This window comes from Candidatus Merdisoma sp. HCP28S3_D10, assembly GCF_052065835.1.
In the GTDB taxonomy this organism is placed as follows: Bacteria; Bacillota; Clostridia; order Lachnospirales; family Lachnospiraceae; genus Laedolimicola.
Window position 1 is genome coordinate 157200 of record NZ_JBQHTG010000002.1, and the last position, 18345, is coordinate 175544.

The window sequence follows — 18345 nt, forward strand, 5'->3', positions numbered from 1 at the left end:
ACTGAATGTTGCATAAAAAGTAAGGGAACAAGTCTATCTGGCCTGTTCCTTTACTTTTTTCGAAGATACCGAATCAAAAGGGGTTGTTATGATAAAAACCTTTGAAAGTGAGTGGAGAAAAGAATATACTAGTAGCAGGGGATTGAAGAAAATAATGGAGAAAGAGATATGGGGAAAATTGATGAAGTACGATTAGGATTTGAAACAGCATATATCGACGGTTCTGTTGTTTCAAATAATATATATAGACCAGAATTTGTATCCAATAATCATAAAGCAGGAAAGAAAGTATTTTCGTCTATTGAGGACGAACTTTTGGCATGTGATAGTTTCCAGATAAGCGTAGCATTTATTACAATGAATGGTATTACCCCTCTTCTTCAAACATTGAAAGAGCTTGAGAAGAAAAATATAGAAGGTGAAATTCTTACAACCAATTATTTGAATTTCAGTGAGCCTAGAGCTTTGAAAAAACTCAACGAACTATCCAATATCACACTTAAAATGTATGATGTAGAAGCTGCTAAGGAAGGATTTCACACAAAGGGTTATATTTTCAAGAAGGAAGAAATTTATCGTATTATTATTGGCAGTTCTAATATCACAAGCGCAGCACTTACGAGTAATAGAGAGTGGAATACAAAGTTAATTTCAACAGAACAGGGAGAAATAGCGCAGGAAATTATTGCTGAATTTAATGAATTATGGAATTCAAACTATGCATTATCGTTTGATGAGTTCTATGAGAAGTATAGCGAGCAATATGAGATCATCAAGCACCAGCGTGAGATTGCAAAACAGGAAGAAATCATTTCAATTGAAAAATATAAACTGCAGCCAAACAGTATGCAGGTGGGGTTTATTACGAATTTGAGAAAAATTCTTGAGGCTGGTGAGGATAGAGCACTTTTGATTTCTGCGACTGGTACGGGAAAGACCTATGCGTCTGCATTTGCAATGAGAGAACTTGGGTTTAAACGAGTACTGTTCCTGGTTCATCGCGGCCAGTTGGCAAGACAGACAAAGAAGTCTTATGAAAAAGTATTTGCCAGGTCCGTTTCAATGGGATTGGTTGGTGCAGGATACCATGAATATGATGCAGATTATGTGTTTGCGACAGTACAGACATTGAATCGTGATGAGCACCTGCTTCAGTATAAAAAAGATGCATTTGACTGTATTGTATTAGATGAAGCTCACCATGTTCCGGCAGATACATATCAGAAAGTGATGAATCATTTTACTCCAAAACTTTGGCTGGGAATGACAGCTACTCCGGATAAAAGAGATGATAGCATAGAAGGAAGAAATGTTTACGAGCTATTCAACCATCAAATTGCGTATGAAATTCGATTACAACAGGCGATGGAGGAGAACCTTCTTTGTACATTCCACTATTTTGGCATTACCGATTTGGAAATTATCGGAGATGAAAAAGAGGTCAGAAGAGATTTTACTATGCTGACCAGTGATGAAAGGGTAAAGCATATTATCAATCAGGCTGACTATTATGGATATAGTGGGGATAAGGTGAAAGGGCTGATTTTCTGTAGCAGTATTAAGGAATCAGAAGAATTAGCAAATAAATTTAATCACACGATGAATCCTTCCACAGGTCGGAAGTTCAGAACGATTGCGTTGAATGGTAGTGCTTCTGAACAGGATAGACAGGCTGCGTTTGAGAGACTTGCCATGAATGAAGAAGATGCAACAGCAGATAATGAGCCGTTGGATTATATTTTTTCTGTCGAAATCTTAAACGAAGGTGTTGATATTGTAGAAGTAAATCAGGTTATTATGCTTAGACCAACACAATCCCCGATTGTGTTTATCCAGCAGTTGGGACGAGGACTCAGAAAAGCATACGGAAAAGAATATGTAGTAATTCTTGATTTTATCGGAAATTACAACAATAATTTTATGATTCCAATCGCATTATCAGGGGACAGAACCTATAATAAAGATAATATTCGCAGATATGTCATGGAGGGTGGAAGAGTAATTCCTGGTGCGTCTACCATACATTTTGATGAGATTAGTAGAAAGAAAATATTTGCGTCTGTAGATAATGCAAACTTTAGCGATATAAAGCTTATCCGAGAGAACTATACAAATCTAAAGAACAAGCTCGGACGAATTCCTAGGCTGTGTGATTTTGATGACTACGGTGAAATGGATGTCATTCGTATTTTTGATAACAACAGTCTTGGCTCATACTATAAGTTCCTGGTAAAATATGAGAAAGAATATAACGTTCGTTTGTCGGAGGACGAAGAAAAGGTTATAGAGTTCGTTTCAAAAAAGCTGGCAAGTGGAAAAAGAATTCAAGAGCTTCAGATGTTGAAAAGAATGATGGCGTATGCTCACGGATTATCAAAGTCTGGCTTATTTGCAGGTCTTTTGGAAGATATGAAGAGGTATGGAAAAGCTATTGGTCAGAATCAGAGAGAAAACATTATAAATGTTATGACAAATGAGTTCCCCGCCGGAGCAAGTAAGAAGACTTATTCTCAATGTGTATTTATTGAGAAAGAAGGAACGGATTATAAACCGACAAAGTCATTTATGCAGATGATGGAACATAATGAGTTTTATGAGGTCCTTCAAGAATTAGTTGAATTTGGCATTCGCCGATATGAAAGAGATTATATAAAGACATATGATCGGACAGATTTGGTTTTATATCAGAAATATACCTATGAAGATGTCTGTCGCCTGCTTAACTGGGAGCAGAACGAAGTGCCATTGAATATTGGTGGATATAAGTTTGATAAAAAGACAAAGACATTTCCAGTGTTCATCAATTATGATAAGGCCGAGAATATTAGTGATACTACAAAATATGAAGATCATTTTGTGCCAGGATTTCGGGATCGTTTGATTGCTATTTCAAAATCAGGAAGAAGTTTACAGTCGGAAGATGTGCAGAATTTCTTGAAAGCAAAGGAACGAGGTATTCAAGTGGAGCTTTTTGTAAGAAAAAATAAGGACGATAAGATTTCGAAAGAATTTTATTATCTGGGACATATGACGGCAAGTGGAAGCGTAAAAGAAATTACAATGGCAAATACCCAAAAAACAGCAGTGGAAATAGAGTGGATACTTGATGTCCCGGTACGGGAAGATATTTATGAATATATCGTGAATTCTTAAGTGGAGGATATATGAGGACGATAAAAGTTGTGGCAGCTGTAATAAAAGCTGTTAATGAAGATGGAGAACCGATTATTTTTGCTACACAACGTGGATATGGAGATTTCAAAGGGGGCTGGGAATTTCCTGGTGGAAAAATTGAACCTGGCGAGACACCGCAAGAAGCATTAAAGCGTGAAATCCTGGAAGAACTTGACACAGAAATAGCTGTAGGTGATTTGATTGATACAATTGAGTTCAATTATCCGGACTTTCATCTTTCGATGGAATGCTTTTGGTGTGAAATCTGCAGGGGAGATCTTGTGTTAAAAGAACATGAAGCTGCGCGATGGTTGAACAAAGAGTCACTTTGTTGCGTAAATTGGCTTCCGGCAGATGTATTGTTGCTTGAAAAAGTGCAAATGAATCTATAGGTATGGCAGGAGTACTTCACAGCTGTCATTACGACGCAGCTTCAAAAAGTGGAAAGGGCATAATTCATGAGTTTGAAAAATGTTTTGATTATTGTGGACGATATCGAAGAGTCCATAAAATTTTATGAGGAACTGTTTGGACTGCGTGTGGTTACAAGGCTGGAAGGCAATGTAATTATGTCTGAGGGACTGGTATTGCAGGATGCGAATGTATGGTACGACAGTACAAAACTACATACCGTACCATATAACAACAGGACGGAACTTTATTTTGTAGATCACGATATAGAGGATATTATAAAGAAACTGGAGGCTGGCCGAGAAGTTGTAACTTATGTTACAGAATTGATGGAGCTGGAGGGCGGACAGAAGCTTGTAAGATTTTATGATCCATCGGGAAATTTGATTGAGGTTCGAACACCTGTGAATTACAAAGAATGACAGAATTGAGGGCAAGGGATGCAGATATTTGTGGATGCAGATGCGTGTCCGGTAGTAGGTATTGTAGAGAAAATAGCAGAGAAATACAACATATCAACCACATTGCTGTGTGATACGAACCATGTGCTGACTTCTGATTATAGCGAAGTAATTGTTGTCGGAGCAGGAGCAGATGCCGTAGATTATAAGCTGATTAGCATTTGCCATAAAGGTGATGTTGTAGTATCGCAGGACTATGGGGTAGCTGCTATGGCTCTTGGAAAAGGTGCGTATGCTATTCACCAATCCGGTAAGTGGTATACGAACGAAAATATCGACCAGTTGCTTATGGAGCGGCACCTGAATAAGAAGGCAAGACGAAGTTCTCATAAGAATCATCTGAAAGGACCGAGAAAGCGTACAGAAGATGATGATATATGCTTTGCCCAGTCTTTTGAAAAACTTTTACGGATGATACAGAATGGAAGATAGAAAAGTGGAATAACCTTGATGGGGCTAATTTCTCAAAGAAAATAAATCGTACTGGCCCAAATCAACTGGGAAAGGCACTTCACAGGCGGATTTATCATAAGATAAGATAAATCCGCCCGTGAGGTGCCTTTTTTGAAGACGTTTCCGCAACCATTAGAGGCAGAAGAGGAGCAGTATTACTTGCAGAGGCTGAAAGAGGGCGATGGGCAGGCGCGCGATATTCTGGTGGAGCGTAACCTCCGTCTGGTGGCGCATATTGTAAAAAAATACCAGGGCACAGGGGAAGAGACGGAGGATTTGATATCCATCGGGACCATCGGGCTTATCAAGGCTGTGACGACCTTCGACAGCGGGAAGGGGTCAAGGCTTGCAACCTATGCAGCACGGTGTGTGGAGAATGAACTCCTGATGTACTTCCGCTCCAAAAAGAAAACCGCCCGGGAAACATCCTATTATGACCCCATAGGTACGGATAAAGAAGGAAACGAAATCCATCTGTTGGATATTATGGAAAGTAAGGAGCGGGACGCCTTTACCAGTGTCTGTGTCCGGGAGGACAGCAGGCGGTTGTATGAGCTTCTGGCAGATGTGCTGACAGAACGGGAACGGACGGTTCTGATTATGCGCTACGGACTATATAACGGAAAGGAATACACCCAGCGGGAGATTGCCGGAAAGCTTGGAATCTCCCGTTCTTATATCAGCAGGATAGAGAAAAGCGCCATTTTGAAACTTCGTGAATATTTTCCGAAGGAATAGCTTAATTTGGAAAAGAAATCCCGTATATAATAAAAAAGTAAGGCTGGAAAGTACAAAAGAAGGGAGCGCCGCCGATTATGCTGAAAATAGGTTTTTGTGATGACGATATAGCGGTGTTGAAGGAGCTGCAGGTTCTGGTGGACCGCTATCGGGTGGAGAGAAACCGGGCGATGGAATACGTGGTTTTCCAGAGCCCACTGGAGCTTCTGGCAGCGTTCGAGAAGGGTCTGCGCTTCGATATTATATTTCTGGATATTATGATGCCGGGACAGAATGGCATGGAGGCGGCAAAGGAAATCCGGGTGTTTGATACGGCGGTCAGGATTATTTTTCTGACCTCGTCGGCGGAATTCGCGGTGGAGTCCTACACCGTGGGAGCTTATTTTTATCAGCTAAAGCCCATCTGGGCAGAGAGCTTTTTCCGGCTTATGGATTCGGTGATTTCTGAATGCAGGAAAACAGAAGAAAAAAGCCTGATTGTGCGCTGCAAGACAGGAATTACCAGAATAGAGCTGGAGAAGCTGATCTATTGTGAGGTAAGGGGACGGACGCTTTTGTTCTGTATGGAACAGGGTGAGAAGCTGGAAAGTGTTGGAAAACTGGATGAGCTGTCCGGACAACTGGAAAAATATAGAAATTTCTTGCGACCTCACCGTTCTTATCTGATTAATATGGATTATATCAGGAGCCTTTCTTCTAAAAATATTCAGATGCAAAATGGAGAAGAAATTCCGATTCCACATGGAAAATATTCAGATATCAAAGAGAGATATCTGGAATACAGCTTTGACCGGCAGCAGGTTATTTTGTAAAAAGCATAGGGACGATTGGGAGCAAATTCAGGGCGATTCATGTCGAATCGCTCTTTTTTTTGTCAAATCAGGTACACTAAAATCAGAAAGCGGCAGAGCCGCAGAAAAAACGGGAAAAGGAGAAATTGTTATGAAGAAGAAAGTATTAGCACTGATTTTAGGTACCATGTTAGTTCTGTCCCTGGCAGCCTGCGGAGGCTCAGAGGAGACAGAGGAAACCGCAGAGACGGATACCGAGTTTGCGGAAGGCGACGACGGTCCTCTCTGGAGTATCGATATGATGACTGAGCCGGTCGATGTGGCAGATACTACCTGGAGCTTCACAGGCGGCTGCGTGGACGGCGAAGAGCTGACTGATGAGGAGATTGGCGGCGTCACTGGAGCAGTATGGCGGAAAACTGGATTTTGTGTTTAATGCAGACGGCACTGCAAAAATGGTACAGGGTGGCGGAGAAATGGACGGCACCTACGAGGCGGACAGCACCGGATACGGCGTATACTTTGATAACAATGGCAGTGAACTTAGATATTATTGCGCATTTGCGCAGCAGGATGACGGCAGCGTCGTAATGATTGCTTTGTCTGATACAACCGGTTATAACGGACTGTATTTCATGTAGTAAATAAAAATCTGAATCCGGACAGCGGATGCGGCTTAGTCCGCATCCGCTGCTTTTAAATTCAGAAACACTGTATCTGTAAGGGCTGTCTGGAACAGGTTCGACAGGAAAGGTAATGAAATGTATGGAAATAGGAATTATTGTGGCCTTGCTGGTCATTTTACTTGCTGTCTAGCTGATTTCCGTGCAGCGAAGACTGGTCGTGCTGGACGAGAATATAAAAAATGCCATGAGTCAGATTGGAGTACAGCTTTCGTCCTGGTATGACGCGACGTTAGCCCTTCTTGAACTGACGGAAGCCTATGACGCGGCTATGGGGAAAAAGGCTGACCGGCTTCGGACAGATCGTGGCATGGTTACGGCGGAGAGCGATCCGGCTCAGGCGGCCGGACAGGAACGATTGCTTTCGGAGATCCGGCAGGTATTGCAGGCGATCGCGGAGCAATATCCGAAGGTACAGGAAGAACCGGGTTATCGTAAGTATCTGAATGCAGCGGAGAGCTACGAAAAAATGCTGCATACCAGCGGACTGATCTACAATGACACCGTATCGAAATATAACGGAACCATACGGCTGTTTCCGGTAAATGTGGCGGCCGGACTGCTGCATTTTCATAAAAAAGCCTATCTGGAAAAGGGATAACAGGAGGAAATCTATGGGATTATTCAGCAATCATAAAAAAGTATGTCCAATCTGTGGCAATCCGACCCCGCGTCTGCTGCCCACAAAGATCGAGAACATGCCTATCTGCAAGGAATGTGACAGGAAAATCGATCTGCCGGACGGCGCGGTGGGTGAAATGAATCTGGAACGATTCCGCGCGTATCTGACCTTTTACGACAACAATCAGACCCTGCGGGATACCTTTCAGGAAACCTGGCGTTACGATTTCGGCTTCGGCGGCGGAAGCCTGCTTCTCGATACCGATCACAGACTGCTGTGCCTGAGAGATGACGAGCGGGCGCTGGTGTTCGAAGCGTCTGCGATTAAATCCTTTACCATTAAGGAAGATAGCACGGCGATCTACGCCAGCGGAAAGGAAAATCTGAAATGTCATGAGAGTGACGCGCCGGAGAGAGCCCGTTCCATGTCGAAGCTGATCGAACAGTTCCTGCTGCAGCGGCAGGAATTCCAGTGGATGCTGCAACGGCAGGACGCCGCAGAACGGCAACGCACCCGCAGCGGCAGCCCCATGCCAACGGTCATCGGTAATGAACCACGGCGTCTGACCACGCTGGATGCGCCTACTTTTGACGCCAGGGGTCCGGTCTCTAATTTTAAAATTACTATCAGCTTCCAGCATCCCTACTGGGGAAAAATGAGTTGGAAGGTAGATGGTCCTTCCTTTGACCGGGATCAGCCCAGCGTGGAAGAATATTTGGAAAAATATGAGAAGAAAGAGAAAAAACTTCACACGCTGGCTAAGAAATTGATGAAAATGATGGATCCGGCTGCGAAGGAGGAATGGGTATGAGAAAAAATGGATAGCGTTATTTTTGTCCTGCGCTCTGACGTTGTCTCTGTGTACCTGTGGAGATGATACCGGGGAGGAATAAACGCAAACGGCGAGCGCGGCTTCCGGGGAAGAGGGGGCCTGGTCCGTCTACTGGTATCTGTGCGGAAGCGATCTGGAGTCGGGCGGCGGTTTTGCCACCGGCGATCTGGCAGAGCTTATGGAGGCAGAGCTTCCGGAAAATGTAAATGTAGTCATTGAGACCGGAGGATCCAGCGAATGGCAGAACGATGTGGTGGATGCGTCCAAGCTGCAGCGATGGGTCTATAACAGCGAAGGCCTGAATCTGGTGGATGAACAGCCTTCGGCCAGCATGGGAGAAGCTGAAACACTGGCCGATTTCCTGAGCTTCGCGAAGAGCAATTATCCGGCGGAGAAGACAGCGGTAGTATTCTGGAACCATGGCGGCGGCTCTGTGTCCGGCGCGTCCTTTGATGAAATATACGGTTACGATTCTCTGACTCTGGACGAGATGTACGCGGCGTTTTCCAGTGTCTGGGATCCTTCCGTGGAGAATCCTCCCATGGAGCTGATCGGCTTTGATACCTGTCTGATGGCGACCGTGGACGTGGCCAATACCTTCTCGGATCTGGCGCGTTACCTGGTGGCTTCCGAGGAGACAGAACCAGCCAATGGGTGGTATTATTCCCAGTGGGTGGGCGCCCTGGCTGAAAATCCGGACATGGACGGTGAGGAGCTGGGTAAGATCATCTGTGACGCCTACTATGCAGGCTGTGAAGAGGTGGGAACCCAGGACAATACGACGCTGTCTCTGACCGATTTATCGAAGGTGGGTCCGCTTCTGGATGCTTATGAGACTTTCGGCGCGGAGGCTCTGTCTGCGGCCTGTGCGGATCCGGCCTTTTTCTCCCGGTTTGCCCGGGCAGCCGTGCAGAGTGAGAATTACGGCGGCAATACCAGAGAACAGGGATACACGAACATGGTGGATCTGGGACATATAGCCCGTCAGAGCGTCGATATGCTGGGCTCTGCCCAGAGTGTGCTGGACGCCATGGATAATTGCGTGCTCTACCAGGTGGGCGGTCCGTACCGGAGCGAGGCTACCGGTCTGTCCTGTTACTATTCCTACAATGGAGATGTGGAGGATTTTAACGGATATGCGGATATCGGAGCAGGACTGGCGTTCAAATATTTTTACGCTTATGAGCTAACCGGTGAGCTGGACGATTCCGGAATGGAATACATCGCGGATATGGATTTTACGGAGCTTCCGAACGTAGAGAACCTGCTGAGTACGGATTGGGACGGGAAACCTCTGGATGTGAATGAGGATGGCGTATCCTATCTGACGCTGGGGCCGAAGGCCGACGACATTCTGGCCGGAATTGGATTTTCTCTCTACTATGTGGACGAGGAAAATGATATCATGCTGCTTCTGGGTACGGATAATGATATGAACGCAGATTGGGATAAGGGTATCTTTTACGATAATTTCCGCGGTGTCTGGGGGAGTATCGACGGAAACCTGGCTTATATGGAGCTGAGTTATGAAAGCGAGGATTATAACCTGTATGCAGTACCGGTTCTTCTGAATGGCGATTCCTATAACTTACAGGTGGTATATGACTTTAATACCGAAGAGTGGAGTATCCTGGGCGCCCGTCAGGGTATTGATGACAGCGGTATGGCCGATAAGGAATTGCGGCTTCTGGAGGAGGGCGATGAGCTGACCACTATCTGGTATCTGGCGACAGCCAGCGGCGATGATGAATTTGAGGCGTATACGGCAGATACCTTTACGGTAACAGCGGATACCGCCTTTGGCGAAATAGAGCTTCCGGACGGTTCCTATTCTATGGTTTATGAGATGCGGGACGCCATGGATCATTATGCTTATTCCGACGCGGTGCTCTTTCAATGCGCCGGAGGCGAGATTACCACAACCGTGTACGAATAAGAACAGGAAGAATGGCTGCGCTGTGGCGCGGCTGTTCTTTTTGCAAAAACCTTTTGGTAAAAATAATGGTTGTGGACATTGCTGAAAAGAATAAAAAAAGTATAAAACAGCAGATTTTTCCTTTTTGATGCGTTATGCTTGATTCAGATCATTCCGGGATTCTCCGGATTTTCCACGAAAGAAAAGCAGAATCAATCGAGAGGGAAGGAGAAAAATTTTTGTTTTGTAAGGTTTTGTCAGCTGGTATCCGGGGCGTTGAGGGATATCCGGTTCGGGTAGAAGCAGATGTGAGCGAGGGAATGCCCGGTTTTCTGATGGTGGGATATCTGGCGTCAGAGGTGCGGGAGGCAGCCGACCGGGTACGCACAGCCCTGCGTAACACGGGCTGCGCGCTGCCGCCCAAGCGCATCACAGTGAATCTGGCTCCCGCCAGTGTCCGAAAAGAGGGCTCGCGCTTTGACCTGGCTGTTGCGGCCGCGGTGCTGGGCGCGTTGGAGAAGGTTCCGGCAGAAGGGCTGGACGGGTTGATGATTGCCGGCGAGCTGAGTCTGAGCGGTCAGGTACTTGGAATTTCCGGGGTGCTGGCTCTGGTGGAAAAGGCCAGAGAGCTGGGAATCCGGCGCTGTATTGTTCCCAAGGCCAATGCCCGGGAGGGAGCGGTACTGCAGGACATGGAGGTAGTGGGGGTATCGGGGCTTAGCGAATTGCTTGAGGTTTTACGGCATCCGGAACAGGCCGTGAAAACCTGCGTGGACGTGGAGGCCATGTTTGCAAAAGAAAGGGAGTACCCGGAAAATCAGGAGGATTTTGCCCAGATTCATGGTCAGGCAGAAGTGAAGCGGGCGGCAGAGATTGCGGCTGCCGGGATGCACAATTTTCTGATGATAGGGCCGCCGGGCTCCGGTAAGACGATGATTGCCAGACGGATTCCGGGAATTCTTCCGAAGCTGTCTCTGGAGGAAAGCCTGGAAATTACAAAAATTTACAGTATCGCGGGACTGCTCCGGGAAAAGGAATCCCTGATCCTGAAGCGACCCTTCCGCTCGCCACACCACACGACTACAGCAGAGGCGCTGGCAGGAGGTGGCCGAGTGCCGGGCCCCGGAGAGGTCTCTCTGAGCTCCCGTGGGATTCTCTTTTTGGATGAGCTGCCGGAATTTCGCAGGACAGCCCTGGAGATTTTGCGACAGCCTCTGGAGGAGAAGCAGATCTGTATCAGCCGGACAGCGGGAACCTATATTTTCCCGGCGGATTTTATGCTGGTAGCGGCTATGAATCCCTGTGCCTGTGGCTATTATCCGGATCGCAACCGCTGTCAGTGCGCCCAGCAGGAGGTGGCCCGTTATCTGGGAAAGCTGTCGCAGCCTCTGCTGGATCGGATGGATATCTGCGCTAATGTATCACCGGTGACATATCAGGATTTACAGCAGAAGGGAAAAGAAGAATCTACGGCGGAGATACGGAAACGGGTAGAGCGGGCCCACGAAATGCAAAAAGAACGGTATCGGAAAGAAAAGCGGAAGTTTAACGCTCTGCTGGGCACAGGGGAAACGGAGCGGTATTGTAAGCTTGGAAAAGCGGAAAAGGAGCTGCTGGGGGACGCTTTTGAGGCATTAAACCTGAGTGCCCGGGCATATCATAGGATTGTCCGGGTGGCCCGCACCATTGCCGATCTGGAAGGAAAAGAGGAGATAGAGGAAGGGCATGTTCTGGAGGCTCTGGGCTATCGTCCGCCGGATCGCAATCAGTGGCTGAAGGGGGTGTAGGAATGCGGGATTACTGGCAATGGTTCTGCAGCAGCCTGTTTTATGATCCGGGACTGGAGCATAAGCTGCTGGAAAAATATGGGAATCCGGAAACCGTTTTTCTGTGCAGTGAAAAGGAATTGCTGGATCGCTTTCCCACAAACCGGGAAAAGCTGGGGACTCTCCTGGAAAATCGGAAAAAATGGGACTTTGAACGGGAGGCAGAGCGGCTGAAGCGATTGGATCTGGAATTTATCCATTGGGAGCAGCCAAAGTACCCGAAGCGGCTTCGGACCATTCCGGATGCTCCCTGCGGTCTGTTCGTCCGGGGAAGACTGCCGGAAGAGGAGCAGGCGGCAGTGGCAGTGGTGGGCGCAAGGGACTGTACCTCATACGGCCGGAACCTGTCCGAATGGTTTGGTGGAGAGCTGGCGGCTGCCGGGGTGCAGGTTTTAAGCGGTATGGCCCGGGGAATCGACGCCTGCAGCCACAGAGGAGCCCTGAAAAAGGGCGGAGCCACCTTTGCGGTGCTGGCGGGTGGGGCAGATATGTGTTATCCGGAAGCCAACAGGGACATCTATATGGCGCTTGAGCGGCAGGGCGGCATTATCTCGGAATGTCCGCCGGGCGTACGTCCCCTGAAATATTATTTCCCACTGCGGAACCGGATTTTAAGCGGTATGTCGGATCTGGTACTTATAATAGAAGCGAGAGAAAAAAGCGGTTCCCTGATTACGGCGGATTACGGACTGGAGCAGGGAAAGGAGGTCTACGCGACTCCGGGACCGGTAGGAGAAGCCTTAAGCGCCGGCTGTAATAATCTGATCCGGCAGGGGGCAGGAATTGCCCTGTCACCGGAACAATTACTGGAAGTCCTCCATATTTTACCGGAATTTACCTGTAAAAAAACGCAAAAAGATAAAAATGTGCTTGAAAGGTCTGAAAATTTGGTGTATAGTTGTTTACGCTTGCAGGCTCAGAACCTGGCGGAGATCTGTGGAAAGACAGGACTTCCGCCCGGAGAAGCCTTGAGTGTTTTAGCAAAACTGCAAATGAAGGGTTATGCGAAGGAAGTATATAAGAATTACTATACACGTTGTTAAGCAGAGCCATTTGCAGCAGACAGCGGATATCAAAGAAAGAGAGTTAGTATTATGGCAAAGAATCTGGTTATCGTAGAGTCTCCGGCGAAAGTGAAAACCATCAAGAAATTTCTCGGGTCCAACTATGAGGTGCTGGCGTCCCAGGGACATGTGCGGGATTTGCCCAAGAGTCAGTTGGGCTTTGACGCGGAGCACGACTACGAACCCAAATACATTACCATTCGCGGCAAGGGTGATATTCTTGCTAAGCTGCGCAAAGAGGCGAAGAAAGCAGATAAAGTATATCTGGCAACCGACCCGGACCGGGAGGGAGAAGCGATTTCCTGGCATCTGTCCCAGGCGCTGAAGCTGGATCCAAAGAAAATGTACCGGATTACCTTTAACGAGATTACCAAGAGCGCGGTAAAGGAATCCCTGAAGAATGCCCGGGAGATTGATATGGATCTGGTCAATGCACAGCAGGCCCGCCGTATGCTGGACCGTATGGTAGGCTACCGTATCAGTCCGATTCTGTGGGCAAAGGTAAAGCGGGGCTTAAGTGCAGGCCGTGTCCAGTCGGTAGCGCTCCGGCTGATTGCGGATCGGGAAGAGGAGATCAATGCGTTTGTGCCGGAGGAATACTGGACGCTGGATGCGGATTTCCTGGCAGATGGCGGAAAGAAGCCGCTGCAGGCGCATTTCTATGGAACAAAGGAAGGAAAAATGACAATCCGCTCCAAAGAGGAGATGGATCAGATTCTAAAAGAACTGGACGGAGTTTCCTATGAGGTCAGCGAGGTAAAGATCGGGGAGCGCGTAAAGAAGGCGCCGCTTCCGTTTACCACCAGTACCCTGCAGCAGGAGGCTTCCAAGACACTGAATTTCTCCACTCAGAAGACCATGAGCGTGGCACAGCAGCTCTATGAAGGCGTGGATCTCAAGGGCAGCGGTACCGTAGCCCTGATTTCCTATCTGCGTACCGATTCCACCCGAGTATCCGAGGAGGCGGCAAAGGCAGCCCGCGATTATATCTCTTCCAATTATGGAGAAACGTATGTGTCTGCCGGGCACAACGCGAAAACCAGCGGCAAAAAGATTCAGGACGCCCATGAGGCGATCCGTCCGACGGATTTGACGCGGACGCCGGCTTCTGTCAAGGAATCCCTGACAAGGGAGCAGTTCCGTCTCTATCAGCTCATCTGGAAGCGCTTTGCGGCCAGCCAGATGGCAGACGCGGTCTATGAGACCTCTTCGGTAAAGGTGGACGGAGGAAAGTACCGTTTTACCATGTCTGCGTCCCGGGTTACCTTCGACGGCTTTATGTCTGTCTATGTGCAGGACGAGGAAAAGGAAGGGGACAGCCGTCTGCTGAAGGGCCTGAGCAAGGAGACCCGGCTGGAGCTGAAGGAATTTGAGAGTAAACAGCATTTTACACAGCCGCCGGCCCATTATACAGAGGCTGCGCTGGTTAAGACGCTGGAGGAGTTGGGTATCGGACGTCCCAGTACCTATGCGCCGACGATTACGACAATCATTGCCCGCCGTTATGTGTCCAAGGAGAGCAAGAATCTCTATCTGACCGAGCTTGGCGAGGTAGTCAACAATATGATGAAGCAGGCCTTCCCCAGCATTGTGGAGACAGATTTTACCGCAAATATGGAAGGACTTCTGGACTGCGTGGAAGAAGGAACCGTCAATTGGAAGACAGTCGTAGAAAATTTCTACCCGGATCTGGAAAAAGCCGTGGAGGCTGCGGAAAAGGAACTGAAGGAAGTAAAGATTGAGGACGAGGTGACGGACGTGGTCTGCGAGGAATGCGGACGTCATATGGTGATCAAATATGGTCCCCACGGACGCTTCCTGGCTTGCCCGGGCTTTCCGGAATGCCGCAATACCAAGCCTTATCTGGAAAAAATCGGAGTACCCTGTCCCAAGTGCGGAAAGGATGTGGTGCTGCGCAGAACCAAAAAGGGAAGAAAATATTACGGCTGTGAGAACAATCCGGAGTGCGATTTCATGTCCTGGCAGAAGCCTTCTACGGAGAAGTGTCCGGTCTGCGGCAGCTATATGGTAGAAAAGGGCAATAAGCTGGTCTGTGCCAGCGAAACCTGCGGCCATGTGATGCCGAAGAAAAAGGACGAAGAAAAATAGTCAGAAAATTTGTGAAAAAGTAATTGAAAAAAAGAGGGAATTGTGCTAAAATTCATATAAATTCCGAGTTGTTTTGAAAATATGGCGAAAAGATAGAGAACAGACACCTTCGGAAAAAAATACAATGGAGGGAACGGCGTGAGCGTACAATTACTGGATAAAACAAGAAAGATCAATAAGCTGCTGCATAATAATAACTCCAGCAAGGTGGTATTCAACGATATCTGCGAAGTGCTGACAGAGATTCTGAATTCCAATGTTCTGGTCATCAGTAAAAAAGGCAAGGTGTTGGGTATCAGCCACTGTGAGGGCGTGAGTGAGATTCAGGAGCTGATTGTGGACGAAGTGGGAGCCCATATAGACGAGGCTCTGAACGAGCGTCTCTTAAGCATTCTGTCCACCAAGGAGAATGTCAATCTGCAGACCCTGGGCTTTGAGTCTGAGAATGTCCGTGATTATCAGGCGATTATCACTCCGATTGATATTGCAGGCGAGCGTCTGGGAACCCTGTTCCTGTATAAGTATAAAGAGCAGTACGATATCGACGATATCATCTTAAGCGAGTACGGCACCACAGTCGTAGGCCTGGAAATGATGCGTTCCGTGAACGAGGAGAACGAAGAAGAGAAGCGGAAGGTTCAGATTGTGAAGTCTGCCATCAGCACCCTGTCCTTCTCTGAGCTGGAAGCGATCACTCATATCTTCGAGGAGCTGAAGGGCAACGAGGGAATCCTGGTAGCCAGCCGGATTGCCGACAGTGTGGGAATCACTCGTTCCGTTATTGTCAACGCGCTTCGGAAGTTTGAGAGCGCAGGCGTGATCGAGTCCCGTTCCTCCGGAATGAAAGGAACCTACATTAAGGTTGTGAACGATGTGGTATTCGATGAACTGGCGAAGCTGAAAAAGGAAGCAAAATAACTTCAGAATAGAAGAAAGGTACAGTGCGGAAAAAGGCCGGAGCAGGTCGGAAACCGCACTGTATTTTTTTATCCTGTAATTATAAAAAAAGAATAAAATTCCGAAAAAGCAGTTGACAAATAAAATGGAAAGCATTACTATAATAACCGTAAGTTAGCACTCGCAGTAAGTGAGTGCTAATAATAAAAAGGATAAGAACAAGATCCAAGGAGGAATAGAAATGAAATTAGTACCGTTGGGAGACAGAGTTGTACTGAAGCAGTTTGAAGCAGAGGAGACTACCGCATCCGGAATTATTCTGGCAAGCAAGTCCCAGGAGAAGCCGCAGCAGGCTGAGGTTGTAGCAGTAGGACCTGGCGGAATGGTAGACGGAAAAGAGATTACCATGTATGTAAAGGTTGGCGATAAAGTTATCTATTCCAAGTATGCCGGAAATGAAGTAAAGCTTGGCGATGAGGAATACATGATTGTAAAGCAGAATGACATCCTTGCAATTGTAGAATAATATCGAAAGATATTATTCTTTGCCGAATGGCATCCTGAGCGGAGCGTGCATATCCGTCAGGATATGACCGAATAATGATATAAAAATCTGAAAAAAAAACTGGAGGAATTAAAAATGGCTAAGGAAATTAAATATGGCGTAGACGCCAGAAAAGCACTGGAAGCCGGTGTAGATAAGCTTGCAAATACCGTAAGAGTAACCATCGGACCGAAGGGAAGAAACGTAGTACTGGATAAGCAGTATGGCGCGCCCCTGATTACCAACGATGGTGTTACCATTGCAAAAGAGATCGAGCTTGAGGATCCGTTTGAGAACATGGGTGCCCAGCTGGTAAGAGAAGTAGCGACCAAGACCAACGATGTAGCCGGTGACGGTACCACTACAGCAACAGTTCTGGCACAGGCTATGATTCATGAAGGTATGAAGAATCTGGCAGCAGGAGCGAACCCGATCGTTTTGAGAAAGGGTATGAAGAAGGCGACAGACGCCGCAGTAGAGGCTATTAAGGAGATGAGCAGCCCGGTAACCGGAAAGCATCAGATCGCAAGAGTAGCAGCTGTTTCTTCCGGAAATGAGGAAGTTGGCAACATGGTAGCAGACGCTATGGAGAAGGTTACCAACGACGGCGTTATCACCATCGAGGAGTCCAAGACCATGAAGACCGAGCTGGATCTGGTAGAAGGTATGCAGTTCGACAGAGGATATATTTCCGCTTACATGGCAACAGACATGGAGAAGATGGAAGCAAATCTGGATAATCCGTATATCCTGATTACAGATAAGAAGATTTCCACAACCCAGGAGATTCTTCCGCTGCTGGAGCAGATCGTACAGTGCGGCAGAAAGCTTCTGATTATCGCAGAGGATATCGAGGGCGAGGCTCTGACCACTCTGGTTATGAACAAGCTGCGTGGAACCTTCACGGTAGTTGGTGTAAAGGCACCGGGCTATGGCGACAGAAGAAAAGAGATGCTGCGTGATATCGCAATCCTGACAGGCGCAAACGTCATCTCCGAGGAGCTGGGACGTGAGCTGAAGGATGCGAAGCTTGAGGATTTGGGTACTGCAAAGTCTGTAAAGATTCAGAAAGAGAACACCATCATCGCAGAGGGCGCAGGCTCCAAGGAAGATATCCAGCAGCGTATCGCTCAGATTCGCGCGCAGATCGAAGAGACCAAGTCTGATTTCGACCGTGAGAAGCTGCAGGAGAGACTTGCCAAGCTGGCAGGCGGCGTAGCAGTTATCCGTGTAGGCGCTGCAACTGAGACAGAGATGAAGGAAGCAAAGCTTCGTATGGAGGATGCTCTGGCAGCTACCAAGGCGGCTGTAGAGGAAGGTATCATCGCAGGCGGCGGATCCGCGTATATCCACGCAACCAAGCAGGTAGCGAAGCTGCTTGATACCACAGAGGGCGATGAGAAGACCGGTGTAAAGGTTATCCTGAAGGCACTGGAGGCTCCGCTGTTCCATATCTCTGCAAATGCAGGACTGGAAGGCGCAGTTATCATCAACAAGGTAAGAGAGAGCAATCCGGGAGTCGGTTTTGACGCACTGAATGAAGAGTATGTGAACATGGTAGACGCAGGTATTCTTGACCCCGCAAAGGTAACAAGAAGCGCTCTGCAGAACGCAACCAGCGTAGCATCTACGTTCCTTACCACAGAGAGCTGTGTAGCAAACATTAAGGAAGAAACACCCGCAATGCCCGCAGGCGGCGGCATGGGCGGAATGATGTAACACATCAGCAAAGCAAATACCCCGCGGCAGGTTTTAACCTGCCGCGGGGTATTTGTTTTTGCCTGAGGGCTTAGACGGCAGGACGGTTACGACCATTTATGCCTTG

General features: G+C 47.6%; 17 protein-coding genes. All 17 read left to right on the forward strand.

The window, feature by feature from the left end; all coding sequences use genetic code 11:
• The first annotated feature begins 168 nt into the window (after positions 1-168).
• The 17 genes from ACTNCH_RS05885 to groL all read left to right on the forward strand — a co-directional run bounded on the left by ACTNCH_RS05885 (position 169) and on the right by groL (position 18239).
• Complete coding sequence (locus ACTNCH_RS05885) at positions 169-3153, forward strand: DUF3427 domain-containing protein (RefSeq protein ID WP_441016601.1); 2985 nt, start codon at positions 169-171, stop codon at positions 3151-3153.
• Positions 3154-3164: 11 nt separating this feature from the next.
• On the forward strand, positions 3165-3566 hold the full coding sequence (locus tag ACTNCH_RS05890) for a (deoxy)nucleoside triphosphate pyrophosphohydrolase (protein WP_441016604.1): 402 nt from the start codon (positions 3165-3167) through the stop codon (positions 3564-3566).
• A gap of 66 nt (positions 3567-3632) precedes the next feature.
• Positions 3633-4007 (forward strand): VOC family protein, encoded by a 375-nt coding sequence (locus ACTNCH_RS05895; protein ID WP_441016607.1) that lies wholly within the window; start codon positions 3633-3635, stop codon positions 4005-4007.
• A gap of 18 nt (positions 4008-4025) precedes the next feature.
• Positions 4026-4478, forward strand: a complete 453-nt coding sequence (locus ACTNCH_RS05900) for a YaiI/YqxD family protein (protein ID WP_441016610.1) — start codon at positions 4026-4028, stop codon at positions 4476-4478.
• Between the two features lie 132 nt (positions 4479-4610).
• A complete protein-coding gene (sigK, locus tag ACTNCH_RS05905; protein WP_441016613.1) occupies positions 4611-5237 on the forward strand; it encodes an RNA polymerase sporulation sigma factor SigK in 627 nt (208 codons plus the stop codon).
• A 77-nt stretch (positions 5238-5314) separates the two neighbouring features.
• Positions 5315-6049 carry a LytR/AlgR family response regulator transcription factor gene (locus tag ACTNCH_RS05910; RefSeq protein ID WP_441016616.1) on the forward strand — a complete coding sequence of 245 codons (735 nt, stop codon included), beginning with the start codon at positions 5315-5317 and terminating at the stop codon, positions 6047-6049.
• A 130-nt stretch (positions 6050-6179) separates the two neighbouring features.
• On the forward strand, positions 6180-6464 hold the full coding sequence (locus ACTNCH_RS05915) for a hypothetical protein (protein WP_441016619.1): 285 nt from the start codon (positions 6180-6182) through the stop codon (positions 6462-6464).
• On the forward strand, positions 6457-6669 hold the full coding sequence (locus ACTNCH_RS05920; protein WP_441016622.1) for a hypothetical protein: 213 nt from the start codon (positions 6457-6459) through the stop codon (positions 6667-6669). The genes ACTNCH_RS05915 and ACTNCH_RS05920 overlap by 8 nt, the downstream gene beginning before the upstream one ends.
• Before the next feature lie 184 nt (positions 6670-6853).
• Entirely contained in the window at positions 6854-7312 is a 459-nt protein-coding gene (locus ACTNCH_RS05925) for a LemA family protein (protein WP_441016625.1), read from the forward strand.
• A 13-nt stretch (positions 7313-7325) separates the two neighbouring features.
• Complete coding sequence (locus tag ACTNCH_RS05930) at positions 7326-8144, forward strand: hypothetical protein (protein ID WP_441016628.1); 819 nt, start codon at positions 7326-7328, stop codon at positions 8142-8144.
• 139 nt (positions 8145-8283) lie between these two features.
• Positions 8284-10101, forward strand: a complete 1818-nt coding sequence (locus ACTNCH_RS05935) for a clostripain-related cysteine peptidase (RefSeq protein ID WP_441017816.1) — start codon at positions 8284-8286, stop codon at positions 10099-10101.
• Positions 10102-10319: 218 nt separating this feature from the next.
• Positions 10320-11867: a YifB family Mg chelatase-like AAA ATPase gene (locus ACTNCH_RS05940; protein ID WP_441016631.1), complete on the forward strand. Its 1548-nt coding sequence runs from the start codon at positions 10320-10322 to the stop codon at positions 11865-11867.
• Positions 11868-11869: 2 nt separating this feature from the next.
• A complete protein-coding gene (gene dprA, locus ACTNCH_RS05945; protein WP_441016634.1) occupies positions 11870-12949 on the forward strand; it encodes a DNA-processing protein DprA in 1080 nt (359 codons plus the stop codon).
• 51 nt (positions 12950-13000) lie between these two features.
• A complete protein-coding gene (gene topA / locus ACTNCH_RS05950) occupies positions 13001-15079 on the forward strand; it encodes a type I DNA topoisomerase (RefSeq protein ID WP_441016637.1) in 2079 nt (692 codons plus the stop codon).
• A 138-nt stretch (positions 15080-15217) separates the two neighbouring features.
• Complete coding sequence (gene codY, locus ACTNCH_RS05955) at positions 15218-15997, forward strand: GTP-sensing pleiotropic transcriptional regulator CodY (RefSeq protein ID WP_441016640.1); 780 nt, start codon at positions 15218-15220, stop codon at positions 15995-15997.
• Between the two features lie 220 nt (positions 15998-16217).
• Positions 16218-16502 (forward strand): co-chaperone GroES, encoded by a 285-nt coding sequence (locus ACTNCH_RS05960; RefSeq protein WP_441016643.1) that lies wholly within the window; start codon positions 16218-16220, stop codon positions 16500-16502.
• Between the two features lie 114 nt (positions 16503-16616).
• A complete protein-coding gene (gene groL, locus ACTNCH_RS05965; RefSeq protein ID WP_441016646.1) occupies positions 16617-18239 on the forward strand; it encodes a chaperonin GroEL in 1623 nt (540 codons plus the stop codon).
• The last annotated feature ends 106 nt before the right edge of the window (positions 18240-18345 follow it).